Source organism: Paraburkholderia bannensis NBRC 103871, from assembly GCF_000685015.1.
In the GTDB taxonomy this organism is placed as follows: Bacteria; Pseudomonadota; Gammaproteobacteria; order Burkholderiales; family Burkholderiaceae; genus Paraburkholderia; species Paraburkholderia bannensis.
In genome coordinates this window covers 252934-274271 of the sequence record NZ_BAYA01000004.1, presented here as the reverse complement: position 1 = coordinate 274271, position 21338 = coordinate 252934, and the positions used below count along the sequence as shown (strand labels likewise).

The 21338-nt window shown below is 65.9% G+C and carries 21 protein-coding genes; 11 read left to right on the top strand and 10 right to left on the bottom strand.

From position 1 onward, the window contains the following. Positions 1-74: 74 nt before the first annotated feature. Both dapF and BBA01S_RS07295 read right to left on the bottom strand, forming a co-directional pair. Complete coding sequence (dapF, locus tag BBA01S_RS07300; protein WP_027815849.1) at positions 75-941, bottom strand: diaminopimelate epimerase; 867 nt, start codon at positions 939-941, stop codon at positions 75-77. Positions 942-1121: 180 nt separating this feature from the next. Next, positions 1122-2006, bottom strand: coding sequence for a lipid A biosynthesis lauroyl acyltransferase (locus BBA01S_RS07295; RefSeq protein WP_027815848.1), 885 nt, complete (start codon positions 2004-2006; stop codon positions 1122-1124). Between the two features lie 277 nt (positions 2007-2283). Between BBA01S_RS07295 and metK the strand changes: the two genes are divergently transcribed. Continuing rightward, complete coding sequence (gene metK, locus BBA01S_RS07290) at positions 2284-3471, top strand: methionine adenosyltransferase (RefSeq protein WP_027815847.1); 1188 nt, start codon at positions 2284-2286, stop codon at positions 3469-3471. Between the two features lie 120 nt (positions 3472-3591). On the opposite strand, the gene BBA01S_RS07285 is transcribed toward metK, so the two are convergent. Next, the gene (locus BBA01S_RS07285; RefSeq protein WP_042296305.1) at positions 3592-3924 is read right to left on the bottom strand and encodes a hypothetical protein; all 333 of its coding nucleotides are present in this window, start codon (positions 3922-3924) and stop codon (positions 3592-3594) included. Positions 3925-4516: 592 nt separating this feature from the next. Here BBA01S_RS07285 and BBA01S_RS07275 point away from each other — a divergent pair. Further along, positions 4517-5281, top strand: coding sequence for a phytanoyl-CoA dioxygenase family protein (locus tag BBA01S_RS07275; RefSeq protein ID WP_027815844.1), 765 nt, complete (start codon positions 4517-4519; stop codon positions 5279-5281). Positions 5282-5314: 33 nt separating this feature from the next. Here BBA01S_RS07275 and BBA01S_RS07270 read toward each other — a convergent pair whose 3' ends face one another. Continuing rightward, positions 5315-5521, bottom strand: a complete 207-nt coding sequence (locus BBA01S_RS07270) for a DUF3185 family protein (protein WP_027815843.1) — start codon at positions 5519-5521, stop codon at positions 5315-5317. A gap of 109 nt (positions 5522-5630) precedes the next feature. Here BBA01S_RS07270 and BBA01S_RS46720 point away from each other — a divergent pair, with 109 nt between their 5' ends. From BBA01S_RS46720 to BBA01S_RS40435, 3 genes are all read left to right on the top strand, one after another. Further along, a complete protein-coding gene (locus BBA01S_RS46720; protein ID WP_156965881.1) occupies positions 5631-5792 on the top strand; it encodes a hypothetical protein in 162 nt (53 codons plus the stop codon). Continuing rightward, positions 5770-6813, top strand: a complete 1044-nt coding sequence (mgrA, locus tag BBA01S_RS07265) for an L-glyceraldehyde 3-phosphate reductase (protein ID WP_027815842.1) — start codon at positions 5770-5772, stop codon at positions 6811-6813. The genes BBA01S_RS46720 and mgrA overlap by 23 nt, the downstream gene beginning before the upstream one ends. A gap of 206 nt (positions 6814-7019) precedes the next feature. Beyond that, on the top strand, positions 7020-8069 hold the full coding sequence (locus BBA01S_RS40435) for a fatty acid desaturase (protein WP_042296302.1): 1050 nt from the start codon (positions 7020-7022) through the stop codon (positions 8067-8069). Positions 8070-8130: 61 nt separating this feature from the next. Here BBA01S_RS40435 and BBA01S_RS07255 read toward each other — a convergent pair whose 3' ends face one another. Both BBA01S_RS07255 and BBA01S_RS07250 read right to left on the bottom strand, forming a co-directional pair. Beyond that, positions 8131-8316: a hypothetical protein gene (locus tag BBA01S_RS07255; protein WP_027815841.1), complete on the bottom strand. Its 186-nt coding sequence runs from the start codon at positions 8314-8316 to the stop codon at positions 8131-8133. Between the two features lie 292 nt (positions 8317-8608). Continuing rightward, the gene (locus BBA01S_RS07250) at positions 8609-9850 is read right to left on the bottom strand and encodes an MFS transporter (protein WP_027815840.1); all 1242 of its coding nucleotides are present in this window, start codon (positions 9848-9850) and stop codon (positions 8609-8611) included. A gap of 725 nt (positions 9851-10575) precedes the next feature. Between BBA01S_RS07250 and BBA01S_RS07245 the strand changes: the two genes are divergently transcribed. Next, complete coding sequence (locus BBA01S_RS07245) at positions 10576-10788, top strand: hypothetical protein (protein WP_027815839.1); 213 nt, start codon at positions 10576-10578, stop codon at positions 10786-10788. 156 nt (positions 10789-10944) lie between these two features. After that, entirely contained in the window at positions 10945-12009 is a 1065-nt protein-coding gene (locus BBA01S_RS07240; protein ID WP_407668294.1) for a serine/threonine protein kinase, read from the top strand. Between the two features lie 45 nt (positions 12010-12054). On the opposite strand, the gene BBA01S_RS40430 is transcribed toward BBA01S_RS07240, so the two are convergent. Next, positions 12055-14025, bottom strand: coding sequence for a DUF3857 domain-containing transglutaminase family protein (locus BBA01S_RS40430; RefSeq protein ID WP_042296300.1), 1971 nt, complete (start codon positions 14023-14025; stop codon positions 12055-12057). Positions 14026-14356: 331 nt separating this feature from the next. Between BBA01S_RS40430 and BBA01S_RS40425 the strand changes: the two genes are divergently transcribed. From BBA01S_RS40425 to BBA01S_RS40420, 4 genes are all read left to right on the top strand, one after another. After that, entirely contained in the window at positions 14357-15031 is a 675-nt protein-coding gene (locus BBA01S_RS40425; RefSeq protein ID WP_245641445.1) for a PepSY-associated TM helix domain-containing protein, read from the top strand. 333 nt (positions 15032-15364) lie between these two features. Continuing rightward, entirely contained in the window at positions 15365-16768 is a 1404-nt protein-coding gene (locus BBA01S_RS07225; protein WP_027815837.1) for an L-lactate MFS transporter, read from the top strand. Between the two features lie 13 nt (positions 16769-16781). After that, entirely contained in the window at positions 16782-16922 is a 141-nt protein-coding gene (locus BBA01S_RS07220; protein WP_027815836.1) for an MFS transporter small subunit, read from the top strand. Positions 16923-17098: 176 nt separating this feature from the next. After that, on the top strand, positions 17099-18460 hold the full coding sequence (locus BBA01S_RS40420) for an HdeD family acid-resistance protein (RefSeq protein ID WP_042296297.1): 1362 nt from the start codon (positions 17099-17101) through the stop codon (positions 18458-18460). A 12-nt stretch (positions 18461-18472) separates the two neighbouring features. On the opposite strand, the gene BBA01S_RS07210 is transcribed toward BBA01S_RS40420, so the two are convergent. Genes BBA01S_RS07210 through BBA01S_RS40415 form a run of 3 tightly spaced genes read right to left on the bottom strand, consistent with a single transcriptional unit; the run spans position 18473 to position 21335 of the window. After that, the gene (locus tag BBA01S_RS07210; protein WP_027815835.1) at positions 18473-19495 is read right to left on the bottom strand and encodes an XdhC family protein; all 1023 of its coding nucleotides are present in this window, start codon (positions 19493-19495) and stop codon (positions 18473-18475) included. Further along, positions 19468-20061, bottom strand: coding sequence for a CoxG family protein (locus BBA01S_RS07205; RefSeq protein WP_027815834.1), 594 nt, complete (start codon positions 20059-20061; stop codon positions 19468-19470). Before BBA01S_RS07205 ends, BBA01S_RS07210 begins: the two co-directional genes overlap by 28 nt. Continuing rightward, positions 20052-21335 (bottom strand): vWA domain-containing protein, encoded by a 1284-nt coding sequence (locus tag BBA01S_RS40415; protein ID WP_084162001.1) that lies wholly within the window; start codon positions 21333-21335, stop codon positions 20052-20054. The genes BBA01S_RS07205 and BBA01S_RS40415 overlap by 10 nt, the downstream gene beginning before the upstream one ends. Between the last annotated feature and the right edge of the window lie 3 nt (positions 21336-21338).

The following is a 21338-nucleotide window of genomic DNA, read 5'->3' as shown; positions in this document are numbered from 1 at the left end:
GTCTTGCGTAGTGCTGGGTACCGCTGGGTGGTGCGTGAAACAAACCAATGCGGCGGATGAGACCGCCTGCGGGATCAGTCCTGGATGTCGATTTCGCCTTCGAACACGGTCGCGGCCGGGCCGGCCATGGTCAGCGCGGCGCTTTCGTCGCGCGCGCCGTCCCAGGCGATCGTGAGCTGGCCGCCGTGCGTGTGCACCTTGACCGGCGAATCGAGCAGACCGCGGCGAATCCCTGCCGCCACCGCCGCGCACGCGCCCGTGCCGCACGCGAGCGTTTCACCCGCGCCGCGCTCGAACACGCGCAGCTTCACCTCGTTGCGCGAGACGATCTGCATGAAGCCCGCGTTGACCTTGTTCGGAAAGCGCGCGTGCTTTTCAATCACGGGGCCGTCGTCGAGAACGGCGAAGGCTTCGGCATCGTCGACGATCTGCACCGCGTGCGGATTGCCCATCGATACCGCCGAAATCCAGCGCGTCTGGCCATTCACGTCGAGCGGCCAGAGCGTGTCGTTGCCCTCGCGGCGGCCTTCGAGGCCGCTCGCGTCGAACGGCACCTGCACCGGCTCGAAAACCGGGCTGCCCATGTCGACCACGACCTCGCCGTTGTCCTGCATGACGAGCGTGAGCACGCCTTTTTGCACCTGCACGCGCACCTGGCGCGCGTCGGTGAGCTTGCGGTCGCGCACGAATTTGACGAAGCAGCGCGCGCCGTTGCCGCAGTGTTCGACCTCGCCGCCGTCGCAATTGAAGATGCGATAGCGGAAATCGACGCCATCGACGGTCGGTTTCTCGACCACCAGCAGTTGATCCGCGCCGACGCCGAAATGGCGGTCAGCGAGCGCGCGCACGCGTTCGGGCGTGAGCGTAAGCGACTGGGTGTAGCCGTCGAGCACGACGAAGTCGTTGCCCGCGCCGTGCATCTTGGTGAATTTCAGCTTCACGGTGTACGTCGAGTCCTTGCTGCGAAAGGAGGTGCGGCGAGTTGCGCCGAATAGCGAATGATACACGCAGCCCCGGTGCCGGACGCGGGTGTCGAAAGCGCTCGCGCAGCAAAAAGCCGCCCGCAGGCGGCTTGCATCACGACATCCGGGACGACTTGGGGCACGGCCATTACGCCGGCTTCAATAGACCCCCGGCTGCCCCTCCGGGCGCGTCTTGAAGCGCTTGTGCACCCAGTAATACTGCTCGGGAATGCGCGGGATCTGCTCTTCGAGAAACGCGTTCATGCGGCGGGCGTCGAGCTCGTCGTCGCCGGTCGGATAATTTTCCCAAGGTTTGAAGACTTTCAGCCGATAACCCTTGTAATTGGGCAGCACCTCGCCGATGAACGGCACGACCTGCGCATGCCCCACCTTCGCCAGACGCCCGACCGCCGTGAGCGTACAGGCCGGCACGCCGAAGAACGGCACGAAGGTGGAGTTGCGCATGCCGTAGTCCATATCGGCGCCGAGCATCACCGGCTTCTTGTCGCGCAGCCAGCGCAGCACGGCGCGCGCGCTGTCCGCGCGGCTGACCATTTCGGCGCCGAAGCGGCTGCGGCCGGCTTTCGCGGCGGCCTCGAACTCGGGGTTCGAGAACGGCTGGTAGAGCGAGCCGCAGGGGCGGTGCAGCGAGTAGTTGAGGAACATCGAACCGGCCTCGATGCCGACAAAATGCAGCCCGAGGAACAGCGTCGGCGGCAAATTGGGGTCGTTCAGGTCGATTTCGCTGTCGAGCTGGACGAGCTTTTCGAGCTTTTTCGCCGAGCCGAACCACTGCACGCTGCGCTCCATGTAGCTGCGGATCGCCTGGCGAAAGTGCTGGCCCGCGACTTCCTCGCGCTTTTCGTCGCTCCACTCGGGGAAGCACAGGCGCAGGTTGGTGTGGACGACGCGCTTGCGGCGGCTTGGGATCTGGTAGAGCAGCCAGCCCAGCCCGTCTCCCAGGCGAGCGACGAAACCATAGGGTAGGATCGCAAAAAGTTTCAGCAGACCAATGGCGAAACGTGAGCCGAGTTTGCCTAGCATGCGGCGACTCCCGTGACGAGCCGGAAAGCAGTGGAGAAAACGATTGACAACACGCGGTGTGACTCTGCGACAAATTAGGGAAGTCGCTATAATACGGGCTTCGCCGAGTTAACTGACAACTTGCGGGGCGAAGCCGGTTCGTCATGTATCGCGCCACGGAGCTAAGTGTGCGGTCGTGACTAACTGGACCAGGTAATCCGCTAAAGCGTCGCCGCTTCAAAGCTCCCGAAGCTGGCTACGTGAAATTAACCGTCACCAGCTACAAGGAGCCTTACACGTGGCAAACGACTATTTCTTCACTTCCGAATCCGTTTCCGAAGGCCATCCCGACAAAGTCGCGGATCAGATCTCGGACGCGATTCTCGATGCCATCCTGACGCAGGACAAGTACTCGCGCGTTGCAGCGGAAACGCTGTGCAACACGGGTCTCGTCGTGCTCGCCGGTGAAATCACCACGACGGCCAACGTCGACTACATCCAGGTCGCGCGCGACACGATCAAGCGCATCGGCTACGACAACACCGACTACGGCATCGACTACCGCGGCTGCGCGGTGCTCGTCGCTTACGACAAGCAGTCGCCGGACATCGCTCAAGGCGTCGACCGCGCGCACGACAACAACCTCGATCAAGGTGCTGGCGACCAGGGCCTGATGTTCGGTTATGCGTGCGACGAAACGCCCGAACTGATGCCGCTGCCGATCCACCTGTCGCACCGTCTGGTCGAGCGCCAGTCGAACCTGCGCCGCGACGGCCGCCTGCCCTGGCTGCGTCCGGACGCGAAGTCGCAGGTCACGGTGCGCTACGTCGACGGCAAGCCGCACGCCATCGACACGGTCGTGCTGTCGACGCAGCACTCGCCGGACATCGACCTGGCCACGCTGCGCGAAGCCGTCATCGAAGAAGTCATCAAGCCGGTGCTCCCGGCTGAGCTCATCAAGGGCGACATCAAGTTCCTCGTCAACCCGACCGGTCGCTTCGTGATCGGCGGCCCGCAGGGCGATTGCGGCCTCACGGGCCGCAAGATCATCGTCGATACGTACGGCGGCGCAGCCCCGCACGGCGGCGGTGCGTTCTCGGGCAAGGATCCGTCGAAGGTCGACCGCTCGGCGGCTTACGCTGGCCGTTACGTGGCGAAGAACATCGTCGCCGCCGGTCTGGCTTCGCGCTGCCTGATCCAGGTCTCGTACGCCATCGGCGTGGCCGAGCCGACTTCGGTGATGGTCAACACGTTCGGCACCGGCAAGGTCTCGGACGCGACGATCACGAAGCTCGTGCGCGAACACTTCGACCTGCGTCCGAAGGGCATCATCCAGATGCTCGACCTGCTGCGCCCGATCTACGAGAAGACCGCTGCTTACGGCCACTTCGGCCGCGAAGAGCCGGAATTCACGTGGGAAGCCACCGACCGCGCGCTCGCACTGGCCGAAGCGGCTGGCACGGAGCCGGTTGGCGCGCTCGCTTAAGCCGCGACGCACGCAAAGAAAAACCCCGCAGGGCGCAAGCCCTGGCGGGGTTTTTTGTTTTCTGGCGCGTGCGGTATGTGTGGCGAGTGCGGCGCGTGCCGCCGACGGTCGCCGGCGCGCTCAGCGCATTGAGAAGCCGAACCAGCCCGCGCTGCTCGCAGTGATGCGGCGCGGCTGGCGCGCGTTGCGTGCGGTATGCACGGTCGAAGGCGCGGCGAGCGTGCGCAGCGTCGCGTTCGGCCGGTACAGCAGCGTGCGCAGCGAGAAGTGGCGCGCGCCCGCGCGCAGGCGCAGCACCGAGAAGAACGTGTGGAACCACGACCGCATGCTGTCGACCGGATGGGCGGCCCGCACCTGCTGGGCGAGCGCGCGCGTGCGCGCGGCATGGTGGCGCAGTGCGCGCATGACATGGCGGCGGGCGGGGCGGGCGGCCTTCAGGGCAGCATGAGTCATGCGACGAGTGTCGGAAAGGGTAGGCATGGTGTAGGCAGTTTCAGGTTCGACGCGAAATTCGTTGCGAGGTTCGTCGTTACGAGGTTCGCAGCGGGCCGCGTCGATTCGAGCAGCAAGCGTGCCTGTTTTCAGCGTGGTCACAATTAAGGGAAACGCGAGACAGGCCGCAAGGCGTGGACAAGGCTTGAGAGGGCGCGCGGTGACGGACTTGGGAGGGCAGCAGCCTTGCTGGGCAAGGGCTGCGCGGCAGTCCGCGAGCGCGATAGATATTCGTGGTCGAAAAACAGCATCCGGGCAGACTACACGCGAATCATGACGCCCGAAAGTCGGTTAATACCCGGCCCCGTCGATTTGCGACGCATCTTGATGCATGCGATCGCGCCCTTAGTCGCCATGGCGGTGCGGCGCTGCTTCATCGATGTGCGTCGATGTGAGCATCGATGCGTGCGAGCGCCGCTTCCAGCCGCGTGCGCGCGCTCTTACAATCGAACGCACGGCGCGCCCGAAACGCACAAAGCGGCACATAAGCGCGGCGCCGCTGCCGCGGCTCGCATGGCCGCGGCCCATGCAGGCCTCGAATAACGGAAGTCCCATGTCAGTCCAGTCAAAGAAGGAACAGGTGCAGGCGCTGCGCGAGCGCGGTTTCGTGGTCGTGCCGGGGCTCGTCTCGCCCGAACGGTGCGACGAGATCAAGCGCGCTGCGCAGGAACAGTTGGAGGCGGCCGCCGCGCCGCTCGAATTCGAAGCCGATCTGCGTTATCCCGGCGCGCCCGACTCGAAGGACGCGCCCGGCGGCCATACGGTGCGCCGTCTGCTCGACGCGTATTCGCGCCACCCGTCGTATCGCGCATGGGCGACCTCGCCCGAGGTCGCGGGCTGGATGGAGCTGTATTTCGGCGAGGAGCCGGTGCTCTCGCGCGCGCACCACAACTGCATGATGACCAAGCACCCCGCGTACGGCAGCCTGACGGGCTGGCATCGCGACGTGCGTTACTGGTCGTTCGAGCGCGACGACCTGGTGTCGGTGTGGCTCGCGCTTGGGCCGGAGACGGTCGAGAACGGCGGCCTGTGGTTCGTGCCGGGCTCGCATACCGCGCCGTTCACGTCGGGCAGCTTCGACAATGCGAAGTTCTTCCGCTCCGATCTGCCGGAAAACCAGGCATGGATCGACAAGGCGATCTCGCCGACGCTGCAGAAGGGCGATGTCGTGTTCTTCCACTGCAACACGCTGCACTCGGCGGGGCAGAACCAGAGCGACGACGTGAAGTTCTCGCTGGTCTACACCTACCACGGCGCGAGCAACGTGCCGCTGCCGGGCACGCGCTCGGCTTCGCAGCCGGAAGTGAAGCTTGTCTGAGCCGTCTAGCGGCGGCTCGAAAAGGGCGTCGGCCTAGCGCCGGCGTCCCGACACCACCAGGCCGGTGAGCCCGGCGACGGTCGCGGCGGCGCCCGCCACAATCAGGATCATCGTGCGATCGGTGGGCGCACCGGTGACGAGGCGCGACACGTCGTTCGAGAACGAATGAAACGACTGACCGCCGAAATAGAGCAGCGCAACGCCGCAGGCGATCAGCGCGAACGAAAGCGCTTTGACCATAAAGACCTCATGCAGAAGACGGACGCCGCAGTGTAGGCGAGCACGGTGACAGCGTCCATCGCCTGTCCCACATGATGGGCTTCTGCACGGAGTGCGCGGATCGGCTAGCATGGCAATCCGCGCGGCGCGCCACATCGCAGAATTTGACGGTTTTATGGCGCTATTGCTGCGTTTTTTGCGCGATATGCGCAAATTCCGCGCGCCGCCGCCGGATTTTCTGAAACCAGTTCCCGTTCGAGGATTCAAAGATGGCCTACGAAGCAGCTGCTGAACGCTATTCGGAAATGCAATACCGCTTTTGCGGCAAGTCGGGACTCAAGCTGCCGGCGCTTTCGCTCGGCCTGTGGCACAACTTCGGCGACACCACGCCGATTTCGACGCAGCGCGAAATCCTGCGTACGGCTTTTGACCTCGGCATCACGCACTTCGACCTCGCGAACAACTACGGCCCGCCGTACGGCAGCGCCGAAACCAACTTCGGCCGCATTTTCAAGGACGATTTCCGTCCCTACCGCGACGAACTGCTGATCTCGTCGAAGGCGGGCTGGGACATGTGGCCGGGCCCGTATGGCCAGGGCGGCGGCTCGCGCAAGTACGTGCTCGCGAGCCTCGACCAGAGCCTGCAGCGCATGGGCCTCGATTACGTCGATATCTTCTATTCGCACCGCTTCGATTCGGAAACGCCGCTTGAAGAAACCGCGGGTGCGCTCGCGACCGCCGTGCAGCAGGGCAAGGCGCTGTACGTGGGCATTTCGTCGTATTCGGCGCAAAAGACGCGCGAAATGGCGAAGCTGCTGGCCGAGTACAAGGTGCCGCTGCTGATCCATCAGCCGTCGTACAACCTGCTCAACCGCTGGATCGAGCATGAGCTGCTCGACACGCTCGAAGACATCGGCACGGGCAGCATCGCGTTCACGCCGCTCGCACAGGGCCTGCTCACCAGCAAGTACCTGAACGGCGTGCCGGAAGACGCGCGCGTGAACCGTCCGGGCGGCGGCTCGCTCAAGAACGAACACCTGAGCCCCACCAACATCGAGCACGTGCGCAAGCTCAACGAACTCGCGCAACGCCGCGGCCAGAGCCTCGCGCAGATGGCGATTGCGTGGACGCTGCGCGGCGGCCGCGTGACCTCGGCGCTGATCGGCGCGAGCCGTGCGGAGCAGGTGCGCGAGAATGTCGCGGCGCTGAAGAACCTCGAATTCTCGGCGGAAGAACTCGCCGAAATCGACCGCTACGCAACCGAAGGCGGCATCAATCTGTGGGAAAAGCCGTCGACCGATCAGGCGATCTGATCGCGCGGATCGCGCTGATCGCGGCGATCGAGTCGCGGCGCATTGCCTGAAAACCGCCTCGCTGCACGCGAGGCGGTTTTTTTTCGTCGATGCGATGGGCGCTTTGTTGCGCGCTTCGCAATCCGTAATGCGCCGCAAGATGCGCGTCCTGGCGCTGTCACGCGGCGCTGCTATTTTCGCGGCAATCTTTACCGCGAGGTATGCCGATGGAGTCCACGAGCGCCGTTCGTCCCCAGCCCGCCAGGGCGAGTGCGCAGGCCGCCGCAAAGCGTGCTGCACAGGTTGCCGCGCGCCGCCAACTCGACGTGCGCGCGAACCTCGTGCTCACTGGCGTGGCGGCGCTGGCGCTGGCCTATCAACTCATCGGCTTGCCTTTGCTGCTGCGCGCGACGGGCGGCATGTCATTCGTGCTGCTCGCGACGCTCGTGCCCGTCGTGCTGGTCACGCCGATTCACTGGGGCTTGATTCACGAAGGGATCCACGGCCAGTTGCTGCGCTCGCGGCGCGCCAACGAGACCGTCGCGCGGCTGCTTGCCATCGGTCTTGCCATGCCGTTCGACGCGGTACGTTTCGGACACCTGATGCATCACCGCTTTACGCGCGAGGCGTTCGACCGTCCCGACGTCGACGATGCGCGCGGCCCGCGCTGGCTGCGCCGCCTCTCCTGGTACGCGCGTCTGCTAGGCGGTCTGTATGTGGCGGAACTGCTCGCGCCGCTGCTCGCGTTCGTGCCGGTGCGCATGGCGTGCGCCGTGATCGAGCGGGGCGTGGCCGCGCAGGGCGACGAGGGCCGCCAGGTGCAGAAGCTCTTTGCGAACCACGTGCAGGATCCCGCGAAACGTCGGCGCGCGCGCCGCGACTGGCTTTGTTCGCTGGCGTTGTATGCGCTCGCGTTCGCGCTTTATGCGAAGGCCTGGCCGGTGCTGCTGCTGGCGATGTACCTGCGCGGCTTGTGGCTGTCGCTGGCGGACAACCTGCCGCACTACGGCGTCGCGATGAACGAGCCGGGCCGCGCGCGCGACTTTCGGGTGCCGCGTGGTCTGGGGCTGCTGCTGATGAATCACCATCTGCATCGGCAACATCATCTGCATCCGACGCTGCCGTGGGTGGCATTGCCCGCGCTGGTCGATGCGCCGGTTGACGCTCCGGTCGACGCTCCGTTTGACGCGGCGATGCCTTCGCCGAAGCGCGAACCGTATTGGCGCGCCGCGTTGAGACAGTTCCGGGGATTGCAGCCGGGCGTCGGCGTGCGTTGAGCGCAAAGCGCCACGCGCGCCCTGGCCGGGCGCGTGGAAATACAGCTGGAGAGAACGCTGGCTACATCAACGCCGGCAGTGTTTCGACGAGCGCGACGGCCGCGAGTGCGCCGAGCAACGCCCCGAAGATACGCAGCGAGTTGTGTCGAAATTCGGTTGCACAGGGCACGGCGCCGAGGAAGAGTGCGCCAGCGAGGGCCATCGGGATGATCATCACGAAGTCGCCGATCGTGAAATAACCTGACATGCTCGTCTCCTTGTATTGAGGGGCCGACGAGACGGCTGTGATGCTCGCTGCGTTCGTCCCCTAAGCCGCGATTGCGTCACGCGCGGCGCTGCGGCTTCGGCCCTGAATCGAGTATAGGTGAGGCTTGCAGACATGTCGGCGTGCAGTTGGCTTGCCGTGTCGTCCGTGCTGCGCCGCGCAGCCCCGCCGGGCAGGACTTTGCGCCGATGCTCATAGCGCGCCGCAGCACGCTTGCGCCTCATCGCCAGGGTTACGAACAGCTTTCGTCAGACGATCCGCGAGCGGTGCGCAATCACGCCGCGCCGGCCTTCTCGCGTGAGCGCAGCATGCGTGCGCCGAGCAGTCCCAGCACGAGCAGCACCGCGACGAGACCGGCCACGCCGCCCCAGCCCCACGCGGCCCAGAAGTGCCCGCCGACCGAGCCCATGATGCTCGAACCCAGGTAATAGCTGAGCAAATAGAGTGCCGCGGCCTGGCCCTTCGCCTCGCGCGCGAGACGCCCGACCCAGCCGCTCGCCACCGAATGCCCCGCAAAAAAGCCGATCGTCAGGCACGCAATGCCTGCCGCGATTGCGCCGAGCGGCGCGAACATCGTCAGCACGACGCCCACGAGCATCAGCGCGAGGCTGGCGAGCAGCACGCGGCCGCGCCCGAAGGTATCGGCCATGCGGCCCGACCACGGCGAGGCGACCACGCCGGTCAGGTACACGAGGAAGATCGCGCCGATGGCCGCCTGGCTCATGTTGTAGGGCGCTGCGATCAGCCGGTAGCCAATGTAGTTGTAGAGCGTGACGAAGCTGCCCATCAGCACGAAGCCGAGCGAGAACAGCACAGGGAGCCCTGGCCGCGCGAGATGGCGCAACAGCGCCGCGCGATGATGCGCGAAGCCCAGCCCGCTTCTGGGCACGAAATGACGCGAGGGCGGCAACAGCGCGCGGAACGCGAACATCGACGCGAGCCCCAGCACGCCGATCACCGCGATGGCCACGCGCCAGCCGAACAGGTCGGTGCAGATGCCGGTGATCACGCGCCCGGCCATGCCGCCGATGGCCGTGCCGCCCACATAAAGGCCCATCGAAAGACCGAGGCCGTCGGGGTGCATCTCTTCGGCGAGCCAGGCCATCGCGACCGCGGGCACGCCGCCGAGCGCAATGCCTTCGAGCGTGCGCAGCACCAGCAGCGTATGCCAGTGGGGCACGAACGCGACCGCGAGCGTGAGCAGCGACGAAGCCGTGAGCGAGGCCGTCATCATCGTGCGCCGGCTCCAGCCTTCGGACACGAAGCCCGCGATAAAGATCGCGCAGGCCAGCGCCGCCGTGCTGAACGACAGCGACAGGCTGCTCTGCGCGGGGCTCACGCCGAAGGTCTGCGAAAACGCGGGCAAGAGCGGCTGCACGCAATACAGCAGCGAAAACGTGGCATAGCCCGCGAACAGCAGCGCGAGACTGGCGCGCCAGAAGGGACGCGTGCCGCGCTCGATATAGGGAATGGCCGAAGGGGCGGCTTTGCTGCCCGCGCCCGGTGATGCACTCACGACAGGTACTCCTTACGGAAATTGCAAAGGCGCAACGATACGCCTGTTGGGCGATCCTTGCCGTCCCGGCCCGCAACGGCCTGCAATGGCCCGCATTTTCAGGGCCTGTTTTCGCGTGCGAAGCGCGGATGTGCGCTGCCGCATGGTTGCGTGCGCAACGGAACATGCCGGGATCGACGGTGCAAACGTCCTTTGATAACGTGGCCCACGGCGGACGACGGTCACGGAAATGTCGCCGTAATGGGTTATGGTCTGCCCTCTCGCGGCAACTCGTCAGCATGCTGAAGTTCAGGAAGCCGGTTCACCATCTGGTACAGTCAGCCTTTTGCCGAAGCGGCGGCGCGTGCGGGAATGCCTGCATGGACGCTGGCTTCGTGCGAAAGTGTCAGCGGGGATGAGCGCGCAAAAGTCTTGTCATGCGGCCTTGTAATGCGGTGCATTGTCAGGTGTTGCGTATGGATCGTCCCCCCTATTTTTTTGCTTTGCGCCAACGGGCAAAAAGGCAACAATGCTTAAACCGGTTTAGCACGCGCGTGCACTTACGCGGGTATCGGCACCATCGAGGCAACCTGGACGCAGCTTCGAACAAGCCGATGCAATGAGTGTGCGAACGAGCTGCCGGGCGCAGTTGAATGTGCGCGCAACCTCGTGTGCGCGCGGGTTTTTGTCAGCACACTGACCGGTCTTTCTTGCGAAGAAGCCGGCATTGGGAACGGGGAAACATCATGCAAATCGGTTCTATTGTTCGCACTGTTCATATCGCCGTGCCTCATGGCGCGCGTGGCATCGTGATGCGTATTCTCGGCGACATGGCCATGGTTACCTGGTACATCGGCGAGCCTGGCGCGTCGCGACAGCTCAATACCGAGCCCTTTTTTCTGGAAGACCTGATCGATACGGGCGAGCAGGTCATGCCCGCCGGCGCGAAAGTCCACTGAAGCAGTGACGTCCATCAGGCGGTCGCTCAGGCCGCTCTGACCCCGGCGCGCATCCCGTGCGCCGCTTCCTCCCCGCAGCGCATCGGCGCGGCGTGTGCGATCCGCACGCCGCCGCACATAGCGCCGCGCGCGCAACTCGCCGCGGCCGCCCGCAAGATGCACAATGCGGGGATGAACGATCTCACCTCCTCTACTTCCGGTACGTCTGACGAATCGAGCGATTTGTCCGCATCGAATGCACCCTACGCGCGCCTGACGCCCGAGTGCGTGCTAGATGCCGTCGACGGCGTGCTGATGCCCACGGGCCGTCGCACCGACGGACGCATGCTCGCGCTCAACAGCTACGAAAACCGCGTCTATCAGGTCGGCGTGGAGGACGAAGCGCCGCTCGTCGCCAAGTTCTATCGGCCCGAGCGCTGGAGCGACGAAGCGATTCTCGAAGAACACGCTTTCGTCGCCGATCTGGCCGCGCGCGAAATTCCCGCTGTGCCCGCGCTAGTGCTCGATGGCCGCTCGCTGCACGAGCACGAGGGCTTTCGCTTCTCCTTGTTCGAGCGGCGCGGCGGCCGCGCGCCCGATCTCGACAATCGCGAAACGCTCGAATGGATCGGCCGCTTTATTGGCCGCATTCATGCGGTCGGCGCGTCGCAGCCGTATCGCGCGCGCCCGGCGATCGATATTCAAAGCTATGGCTACGAGCCGCGCACGTACCTGCTCGAACAGGGCTTCGTGCCCGACAACGTGCGCGACGCGTGGCGAACCGCCGTCGATCTGGCGCTGGAAGGCGTGGAAGCCGCCTTCATACGCGCAGGCGACGTGCGCCAGTTGCGCCTGCATGGCGACTGCCATCCGAGCAACGTGCTGTGGACGGAGGCAGGCCCGCATTTCGTCGACTTCGACGATAGCCGCATGGGGCCCGCGATCCAGGATCTGTGGCTGCTGCTGCCCGGCGATCGCGCCGACGCGTCGCGTGCGCTCGCTGACCTGCTGGCCGGGTACGAGGACTTCTGCGAGTTCGACCAGCGCGAGCTGTATCTCGTCGAAGCGCTGCGCACGCTGCGGCTGATTCACTACTCGGCGTGGCTCGCGCGACGCTGGCACGATCCGGCGTTCCCCGCCGCGTTCCCGTGGTTCAACACGCAACGCTACTGGGAAGAGCGCATTCTCGAACTGCGCGAGCAGATCGGCGCGATGCAGGAAGGGCCGCTCTGGCCGGTTTGAATCCTGGGTGCGCCCATATGCACCCAGGCGCTCATCAATCACTCATCAATCGCGCGCGATATTGCCTTGCGCGCTTGCCCCCGAGGCCGTCCTCGCCTCGGGTTTCACGATCAGTTGCGCACGCAGGTCGCGCGCCATCGTCTCGAACGCGGGCCGCATCTGCGCGAAATCGGCAGCGCTACACACGTCGCTGGCGAAATGCGTGCGGCCCGTGCGCGTCACGCGCAGTACGTTCGCCTGCGCATCCATCGCATAGCTCGACTGAAAATCGATGAACGCATTGTCCGCATGCTGCGGCGAAGGCATGTCGAGCACGCGCAGCCCCGGCGGCAACGCGATGCGCGCGCGCTCGGTCACGGCCATGTTGCGACACACGAAAGGCTGGGTGCGGCGCGGCTCGCCCAGCCAGTAGCGCAGGCTCGCGTCGAGGCCGCCCACGAGGCTCGTGAGCGTCGGCACGGGCGTGGTCATCTGCGGATCGACGAAGCCGTCCAGCGTGCCCGTGAGCGTCACCACGAGCGGCCCCGCCGTGGCGTCGAGCGGACTCGACGCGAGCGTCGCATAGCCGCGCAGGTTTGCGTTGCGCAACTCCCATTGCATCGATTCCTCGCGCTGGGCGGGCGTTTGCAGGCGTAGCGCGCTGCGCGTCTGCTCGGCGGCCCAACCCGCGGATTCGAGCCGATAGATAAAGCGCGCCGAACCATCGGGCGCCACCGTGATGTCGAGATCGCTGTCGCGCGTCGTGCCGGCGGTCGAGGGCGTGCGCAGCAGCGTGCCGTCGCCGGCGAGCACGGTTTCGCGGTTCATGTCGGTCGAAGGCAGAAAGCCGAATTCGACGTTATTGGCCGTGGAATCCGCGAACATCTGCAAGTCGGGCAGCCAGGTGATGACGTGATTGATCACGCCGAAGCCGGGCACGGCGGGCAGCGTGTAGATGGTGCCGCTGTTCACGAGCGCGGGCACGTTGCGCACACCCACGGCGTCGAGCAGCGCGCCATAGAGCGCGACATGATCCTTGCAGTCGCCGTAGCGGTTCGCGAGCACGTCGGTGACATGGTGCGGCACGATCTCGCCCCGTCCGACGTTGATTGCCACATAGCGGATATTGCGGCGCACCCAGTCGTAGAGCGTCTGCGCCTTCGCGCGCGGCGTGGCGTCGCGCGCGGTGAGCGACTGCGCAAGCTGCACCACGGCGGGATCGTGCACGCTGGGATCGGCGGAGGCTTCGCGATAGACCTTTGCGAACGCGGCGTAGTCGGGGAAAGTGGAGACCATCAGCCGGTCGCCGTAGCTTACATAGGAAACCGAACCATATTCGATGCGATCGAAATTCGCCTTGTCGTAGCGATATTCGTAGCGCGTGCGGCCATTCGCCGAGACCGGTCTGAGCGCGGTAAAGCCGCGTGCATCGGCATGAAGCGGCACGTTTTCGGGCAGGTCGTAGATCACGCGGAAGTTGTGCGTGGGCGCCATGTCGGGCGGCGTGAAGTCGCTGAACCAGCCGGGCACGAGCGGCACGCGCTGGGTCTTGCGCCAGGTGAGGTGCACGCGCGCGCCGGGTTCGACGGCGGGGAAGACGATCACCTTGTCCTGCACGTCCTGGAACATCGGCGCGTCGAACGAGCGGACTTCCTGCACGTCGCGGATCTGCTCGGGACGCACATCGTGGCGGCCGCCCTGGGCGTCCTCAGTCCACGCTTCGAGGATGTCGACGTGCGCCATCTCGCGGTTGAACCACACGTAGTACTGGCCCGCGCGCGCGATGCCGGCTTCGGTGTTCACGCGCAGCGTGAGCGTGTCGAGCTTGGTGTAGGAGCCGTCGGCGTTGACGGTGAAAGTCTGGGTTTCCGCTTCGTTCGTATAAGGCGCCTGGCTGGCGGCCGCCAGGGCGGCAGACGAGGATGCGGCCGATGAGGCAGACGAGGACATCGCCTCGCCGCTCGCGTGCGCGCCGAAGCTGAAAGCCGTGCCGGAAATGCCAATGAGGGCAGTGCAAAGAACGAGGACGTGGCGCATGGCGGCGTTCCGTTGGCGGCGCGGCGGTTGTTGGGGGGACGGCGTGAATGGGGCTTGGCGCAACCCTCCTACTTAAAAGTCACCTGATTCGCTTGTCAAGCGGACTCCCCGCACAGGAATACGGAATCTCCCCGTGGTGCAGTTCGTCCCTCGAAATCTGTCAGTCGCCTTTCTGTTATGTAATAATAACCATTCTCAATTGTAAGCTGGGCGCCTGGTCTGTCCTGTTCCGCGTCGCGCCCGCCGTATCTGGAGTCGTGCCTTGAACGCCCGTCTTGACGAGCCTCTGATCGAATCCCCAGGCGTTGGCGCTCCCGCCGCTCCCGCCGATATTGCGCACCGCATTGGCCAGCCGCTCGACGCCGCCGATCTTGCGGCGCGCCGCAAGCGCTCGCGCCGCGCCAACTTCATCAAATGGCTGCGCAAGGTGCACGGCTGGGTGGGTTTGTGGGGCGCGGTGCTGGGCCTGCTGTTCGGCGTCACGGGTTTCCTGCTCAACCATCGCGCCGGGCCGATGAAAATTTCCTCGGGCACCGCACAGGTCAAGGAGATGCAGGTCGCGCTGCCCGCCGATCACCCCAAAACGCCCGAGGCGCTCGCAAGCTGGCTTCAGCAGACGCTCGAATTCGACGGCAAGCCGGGCAAGATCCGCCGCGAGAAGTCGCATCCGGTCGCGTGGGGCGATCGCAGCGTCGTGCAGCCCGAGTCATGGCAATTCGCGCTGATGGGCCCGCACGAGAGCATCGCCATCGAATATTGGGTGGGCAACAACACGGTTTCCGTGCGCCGCACGCAGAGCGCGTTCTTCGCCACGCTCAACAATCTCCATCGCGGCGTGGGCATGGGCATCGGCTGGGTGTTGCTGATGGACACCATCGCGGGCAGCCTGATTCTGTTGTCGCTCACCGGCGTGCTGCTCTGGACTGAACTCAACCGCAAGAAGACCGTGGGCGTCGTGCTCGTGGTCGGATCGGTCGCGGCGGCGTTCGCAATCGGCCTGCTTTAACGCGCCTCTCTTCCGCTTTTTCCCTTCCAGCTAGATCTTTCCTTCGCTCTCCTGCATGCCCCGATGCATCAGGAGAGCGAGGCCGTTGAGCGCGCAATCAGAACGACAATTCCGTCGCGCCGATCCCATATGCATCGCTATCTCATATTGCCAAGTGCCCGGTTGTCGCACTAACGTTCGGGCGTGCCGAATTTCCGGCATGTAAGTGCTACGTGCAGCAGCGCGCGCCCATCCGTTCGAAACCGCCCGAAAATGCCTTTCTGGCCGGTCTCCATAACAAACCGCGCGCCTGCACAGTGATGACGAACATACGCTTCCCAGGGAGACCGACCAATGAGCAGCGTTGCGGATTCGACGCGCGGCACCGCAGCCGCGCCCTTCTTTTCCAAGGAGGCCACCATTGCACCGCCCGGCTTTTCACGCTGGATGGTGCCGCCCGCCGCGCTGGCGGTGCATCTGTGCATCGGCCAGGCCTACGCCTTCTCGGTGTTCAACTCGCCGCTCACGAAAGTGATCGGCATTACGCAGTCGTCGCCTGACGACTGGACGCTCACGTCGCTCGGCTGGATTTTCTCGCTGGCGATCGTGTTTCTGGGCCTGTCCGCTGCGTTCGGCGGCAAGTGGCTCGAACGCGTCGGCCCGCGCCGCACGATGTTCACGGCGGCCTGCTGCTTCGGCGGCGGCTTCCTCGTGTCCGCGCTCGGCGTCTATCTGCATCAGATCGCGCTGCTGTATCTCGGCTATGGCGTGATCGGCGGCATCGGGCTGGGCCTCGGCTACGTTTCGCCGGTTTCGACGCTGATCCGCTGGTTCCCGGATCGCCGCGGCATGGCGACGGGCCTCGCGATCATGGGCTTCGGTGGCGGCGCGATGATCGCGGCTCCGCTGTCGGTGATGCTGATGAAGCACTTCTCCAGCGACACGAGCGTGGGCGTTGCGCAGACCTTCGTGGTGCTGGGCGTGGCGTACTTCATCTCGATGACGATTGGCTCGATCGCGATTCGCGTGCCCGCCAAGGACTGGAAGCCGGAAGGCTGGACGCAGCCCGCCACGACCGGCAAGCTGGTCTCGCGCTCGCACGTGCACATCGACCAGGCGCTCAAGACGCCGCAGTTCTACCTGATCTGGCTGGTGCTGTTCCTCAACGTCACGGCAGGCATCGGCATTCTCGGCCAGGCTTCGGTGATGATCCAGGAAAGCTTCAAGGACACCGTGACCGCGGGCGCCGCAGCCGGCTTCGTCGGCCTGCTGTCGCTGTTCAACATGGGTGGGCGTTTCGTGTGGGCTTCGGCGTCCGACTGGGTTGGCCGCAAGAACACGTACTTCATCTTCTTCGTGTTCGGCGCAGTGCTGTACTACGCGGTTCCGCAGTTCGCGCAGAGCGGCAACATCGTGCTGTTCGTGCTGGCTTATTGCCTGATCCTGTCGATGTACGGCGGCGGCTTCTCGACCGTGCCCGCGTATCTCGCGGACATGTTCGGCACGGCTTTCGTCGGCGGCATTCACGGCCGTCTGCTGACCGCCTGGGCGGCCGCGGGCGTCGCGGGCCCGGTGCTGGTGAACTACGTGCGCGCCTATCAGGTGGCGCACGGCGTGGCCAAGGCCGATGCCTACACGATGACCGTCCACATCATGGCTTCGCTGCTGATCGTCGGTTTCATCTGCAATCTTCTGGTGCGCCGCGTGCACGAGAAGCATCACATGAGCGACGCGCAACTCGCGGCCGCCGGCAAATAAGGAGCGCACGATCATGACGAATGCAAGCAACGCCGTCGCGGCGCCGAAGCAGTCGAACAAACTGCTGATGGCCGTTTTCTGGCTTTACGTGGTGGTGCCGCTCGTGTGGGGCGTGACCAACACGCTCGCGCAGGCGATGAAGCTGTTTGGTTGAGTTTGGCTGATGAAGCAGCACTAGCGCTCGAATGAGCCGCTAATCAGACGGGCCGCAAGCTTGAAGCTGCGGCCCGTTTTTCATGGGCGCGCGCTTCTGTACAGCTTCGGCGCGGCCTCGCCTGCGTGGGGCGTAGCATCGCACTGAGTTGACACGGCAAACGACGGAGCGTGGCGATGGTGCGGCTCATGATGATCCTGCTGGGCGTCGATTACCTGCGCGCGCGCTGGCGTGGCGTGCTGCTCGCGGGCGCGCTGAGCGCGTCGATCGGCGCGGCGCTGTTCATCGACGCGCTCGACGGCGTGCTGTATTTCCACATCGCGCCGTTCGCGTGGCTGCTGCTGGTCGAAGGCCTCGCGACGCTCGCGGTCGCCTGGACTGGCATGGGCGGGCAGCGCACGCTGCGCTACGTGAAGGGGCTGGCGTTTTGCTGCTCGGCTGCGCTCGTGCTGTCGGGCTACCGGCATGCGTCGTTCATTCTCTCGATGGTGTTCGCGACGCTCTTTCTCGCCGATGGCCTGTTGCAGATCGCCTCGGCGTGGGTCGTGCGCTATCGCACCTGGAAGTTCGCGGTCGCGGGCGGCGTGCTCGAAATCGCCATCGCCGTGTTCCTTTATCAGCCGTATCCGACGCACTACAAAGGCACCGTGCCGTACTGCCTAGGCCTCGTGCTCATCTTCGCGGGCTGGAACCTGCTGCTGCTCGCGCTGCGCGCACGGCGGCTGGGCGTGAATCCGGCGGCGGCGCAAACCGGCGCGGCGGCGCTCGCGGCCAGCGCCGCAGGCGTGACGGGCAGCATCGGCCCGAAGCTCGCGCAGACCGTGTTCGACGGGCCGCCCGAGGAACACGAAGCGGCGCTCACCGTGCACGTCTGGACGCCGGTGGGCACTTCCAGAAGCGAGGCGCGGCGGCAGCCGCTCATCGACCGCTATATCGCGGCCGTCGATCGCAACGGCGTGATCTCGACGGGCCACGCGGCGCTGGAGTCGCCCGAGTCGGTGTACATCAGCCTCTATCCCGCGGTGGAAATCGACCGCTCGCCGGAGGACTTTTCCCGGCTGTTGCGCGCGACAAGGGAGAACGATGTGCCGGGCCTGTTCCAGCCCGACTACGCGACCGAATCGACGGCGTGGTGCCCGTCGACGCGCAAGGTGCGTATCCGCAACTACGATCCGCAGCGGCTTGCGCGCTTCTGGCAGCACTACCGCGCCGATACGACCTACAACCTCACGCACCGCAACTGTTCGAGCACGGTCTCGCACGCGCTGGAAGCGGCGCTCGAAGGCTCGACGCCACGCGTGTGGGGCGGCGGCTGGCTCGCGTTCGCGCGCATGCTGGCGACGCCGGAGCTGTGGATCGCGGCGCAGTTGCGCAAGCGCGGCCAGACGATGGCGTGGACGCCGGGCCTCACGCTCGATTACGCGCGTGCGTTGAGTATGCTGGCCGATCCGCGTCCTTCGGGCTGGACGCGCGCCTGGCGCATTGCGCGTACGCGCGTGGGCCGCCTGGTGAGGCCGCGCAGCACGCGCGAACTTTAAGGCGCTGATGCGTCAGACGTCGCAGCTCGACCCGACGCTTGCGGCCTGCTCGCGCGCGGCCTTCGCGCCTTCGACCTTGAGGATGGTGGGCAGCGAGACGCCGTTCTTCGCCGCCGTGACTTCCGCGAGAATCGACACGGCGATTTCCGGCGGCGTGCGGCTGCCGATATAAATGCCCACGGGCCCATGCAGGCGCGCGAGTTCGGCGTCGCTCAGGTCGAACTCCTTGAGCCGTTCGCGTCGCGCCTGGTTGTTGCGCCGCGACCCGAGCGCGCCCACGTAGAACGCGCGCGTCTTGAGCGCCTCCATCAGCGCGAGATCGTCGAGCTTGGGGTCGTGCGTGAGCGCGATAACGGCGCAGCGCTCGTCGAGCTTCATGTCGAGCACGGTGTCGTCGGGCATGGTGCGCACGAGCGTCGTGCCGGGCACGCTCCACGTGTCGGTGTATTCCTCGCGCGGGTCGCACACCGTCACCTGATAGTCGAGCCCCACGGCGATCTGGCAGAGATAGCGCGAGAGCTGCCCCGCGCCGATCACCAGCATGCGATAGCGCGGGCCGTGGATCGTGAGCAGGCGCTCGCCGTCGAAATCGACGCCATCGGTGGCGCTGGCGGGGCCAAGCGTCGCGTGGCCCGACGCGACATCGAGCGTGCGCGCGACCAGTTGGCCGCGCTCGACCGTCTCCAGCAGCGTGCGGATGCCCGAGGCTTCGGTGAGCGGTTCCAGCACGAGCTGGATCGTGCCGCCGCAGGGCAGGCCGAAGCGATGCGCTTCTTCCGCCGTGATGCCGTATTTCACGGCTTCGGGCTTGACGATGTGAATGCCCTCGCGGCGCACGCGGTCGATCAGGTCGTCCTCGATACAGCCGCCCGACACCGAGCCGACGACGAGACCATCGTCGCGCACGACGAGCATCGCCCCTTCGGGACGCGGCGACGAGCCCCACGTCTTCACCACCGTCACCAGCAGGGCGCGGTGGCCTTCGTCGAGCCAGCGTACGCTGGATTTCAGGACTTCGAGATCCACGCTGTCCATGATCGTTTCCTTTTTTGCGGTTCTTCGCCGCCGTCGGCATCGGCGCTTTCGGCGGTTTGTGTATCGGGGGTATCGCTTGCTTCTTGCGCTTCTTGCGATGCTTCGGTTTCGCCCGCGCCTGGCTGTTCACCCAACTGCTCGCCAAAGCGCTTGAAGAATTCAGCGGCGATCTTGCGCGCCGCCCCGTCCACGAGGCGCGAGCCGATCTGCGCGAGCTTGCCGCCCACCTGGGCGCTGGCCGTGTAACTGAGCGTGGTGGTGTTCTCGCCCGCGGGTTCGAGCGTCACGCGCGCGTCGCCCTTGCCGAAGCCCGCCGCGCCGCCCTGGCCCTCGAACTGGATCGTGTAGCTTCGCGGCGCGTCGATATCGGCGAGCTGCATGCGACCCTTGAAACGCGCCTTCACGGGGCCCACGGCGGCGGTCAGCGCGACAGCATAAGTGTTTTCGCCGTCCGCTTCGATGCTCTCGCATCCTGGAATACACACCTTAAGTATCGCCGTATCGTTGAGCGCCTCCCAGGCGCGCGCCTGCGGCACCGGCAGCGTGTGGCTTTCGGTCAGCTCCATCGTATCGCTCCTTGCGTTGTCGCACGCTTAACAGCCTGTGCAATGTCCTGTTGCGCGCCATGCAACGGCGCGCGGCCCGGCGGCGCCTCGCGCAGGGCGCGCCCGAACGCTTCGAGGCTTTCCAGGTTGTGGACGGGGTAGTGCGCGTCGACGTGCGGCAGCATTGCCTGCACGCCGCGCGCCTTCGGCGTGAAGCCGCCAAAGCGCAGCAGCGGATTGAGCCACACCACGCGATGCGCGAAGCGATGCAGCCGCGCCATCTCGGCGGCGAGCGCGCCGCCCGGATCGTGGTCGAGGCCGTCGGTGACGAGCAGCACCGTGGCGCGCCCGCCCAGTACGCGGCGCGCCCAGCGCCGGTTGAACTGGCCAAGCGTTTCGCCGATGCGCGTGCCACCCGACCAGTCGGCCACAAGCGCGGCGAGCTGCGCGAGCGCCACGTCCGGATCGCGTTCGCGCAGCGCGCGCGTGGCGTGCGTGAGGCGCGTGCCGAACAGGAATACCTGCAGGCGTTCGCGCGATTGCAGCAGCGCGTGGCAGAAGTACAGCACCGCGCGCGAGTAACTGCTCATCGACCCCGAGATGTCGAGCAGCAGCACGAGCGGCAGCTTGCGCTCGACGTGGGCGCGGTATTTCCAGACCGTCCAGTCGCCGCCTGCGCGCACGGCCTGGCGCGCGCTCGCGCGCAGATCGGCGTGATTGCCGTGCGAAGCGGCTTTGAGGCGGCGCGTGCGCGCGGTGGCAAGCGGCAGGCGGCGCGCGCGGATCAGGTGGCGCAGCGTGCGCCATTCGTCGGCGGAAAGTGTGTCGAAATCTCGCTGGCGCAGGCGTTCTTCGGCGCTGAAGGTGGCGTGCGCGCGCAGCTCGTGTTCTTCGTGGCTGGCGGGCTGCTTCGCGCCCGCGCGAGCAGCGGGACGCGCCGCGAGCGCGTCGGCGAGGCGGTTGTTGCGGCGCGGCGGCGGCAGGCCGCCTTGCACCTTCGGCAGCAGCAGCGCGCGCAGCTTGTTTTCCCAGTCGGGATCGCGCCAAAAGAGCGCGAAGGCCGCGTCGAACAGCTCGCGTTCGTCGGGCGCGGCGGTGAGCACGGCGGCCAGCGCGGCGCGCACATCGTCGCGGCGCGCGAGGTCGATGTGGCTCAACGCTTCGAGCGCATCGACGGCGCGCGCGCTCGCCATCGGCAGGCCCGCGCCGCGCAGCACGCGCACGAAGTGCACGACGTTGAGCGCGAGCATGGGCGGGGCGCTTTCATCGGCTGTGTCGATTGCAGGTATCGCCATCGG

What these genes read in the sequence shown, in the direction of transcription:
- BBA01S_RS40430 (WP_042296300.1), bottom strand. Translation starts at nt 14,025, where the DNA reads ATGCGCCACGTCCTCGTTCTTTGCACTGCCCTCATTGGCATTTCCGGC.
- BBA01S_RS07210 (WP_027815835.1), bottom strand. Translation starts at nt 19,495, where the DNA reads ATGGACAGCGTGGATCTCGAAGTCCTGAAATCCAGCGTACGCTGGCTC.
- BBA01S_RS07245 (WP_027815839.1), top strand. Translation starts at nt 10,576, where the DNA reads ATGCAAATCGGTTCTATTGTTCGCACTGTTCATATCGCCGTGCCTCAT.
- BBA01S_RS07295 (WP_027815848.1), bottom strand. Translation starts at nt 2,006, where the DNA reads ATGCTAGGCAAACTCGGCTCACGTTTCGCCATTGGTCTGCTGAAACTT.
- BBA01S_RS07205 (WP_027815834.1), bottom strand. Translation starts at nt 20,061, where the DNA reads ATGGAGCTGACCGAAAGCCACACGCTGCCGGTGCCGCAGGCGCGCGCC.
- BBA01S_RS46720 (WP_156965881.1), top strand. Translation starts at nt 5,631, where the DNA reads ATGGCAATCCGCGCGGCGCGCCACATCGCAGAATTTGACGGTTTTATG.
- BBA01S_RS40420 (WP_042296297.1), top strand. Translation starts at nt 17,099, where the DNA reads ATGGTGCGGCTCATGATGATCCTGCTGGGCGTCGATTACCTGCGCGCG.
- mgrA (WP_027815842.1), top strand. Translation starts at nt 5,770, where the DNA reads ATGGCCTACGAAGCAGCTGCTGAACGCTATTCGGAAATGCAATACCGC.
- BBA01S_RS07220 (WP_027815836.1), top strand. Translation starts at nt 16,782, where the DNA reads ATGACGAATGCAAGCAACGCCGTCGCGGCGCCGAAGCAGTCGAACAAA.
- BBA01S_RS07255 (WP_027815841.1), bottom strand. Translation starts at nt 8,316, where the DNA reads ATGTCAGGTTATTTCACGATCGGCGACTTCGTGATGATCATCCCGATG.
- BBA01S_RS40435 (WP_042296302.1), top strand. Translation starts at nt 7,020, where the DNA reads ATGGAGTCCACGAGCGCCGTTCGTCCCCAGCCCGCCAGGGCGAGTGCG.
- BBA01S_RS07225 (WP_027815837.1), top strand. Translation starts at nt 15,365, where the DNA reads ATGAGCAGCGTTGCGGATTCGACGCGCGGCACCGCAGCCGCGCCCTTC.
- BBA01S_RS07270 (WP_027815843.1), bottom strand. Translation starts at nt 5,521, where the DNA reads ATGGTCAAAGCGCTTTCGTTCGCGCTGATCGCCTGCGGCGTTGCGCTG.
- BBA01S_RS07275 (WP_027815844.1), top strand. Translation starts at nt 4,517, where the DNA reads ATGTCAGTCCAGTCAAAGAAGGAACAGGTGCAGGCGCTGCGCGAGCGC.
- BBA01S_RS07240 (WP_407668294.1), top strand. Translation starts at nt 10,945, where the DNA reads ATGCACAATGCGGGGATGAACGATCTCACCTCCTCTACTTCCGGTACG.
- BBA01S_RS40415 (WP_084162001.1), bottom strand. Translation starts at nt 21,335, where the DNA reads ATGGCGATACCTGCAATCGACACAGCCGATGAAAGCGCCCCGCCCATG.
- BBA01S_RS07285 (WP_042296305.1), bottom strand. Translation starts at nt 3,924, where the DNA reads ATGACTCATGCTGCCCTGAAGGCCGCCCGCCCCGCCCGCCGCCATGTC.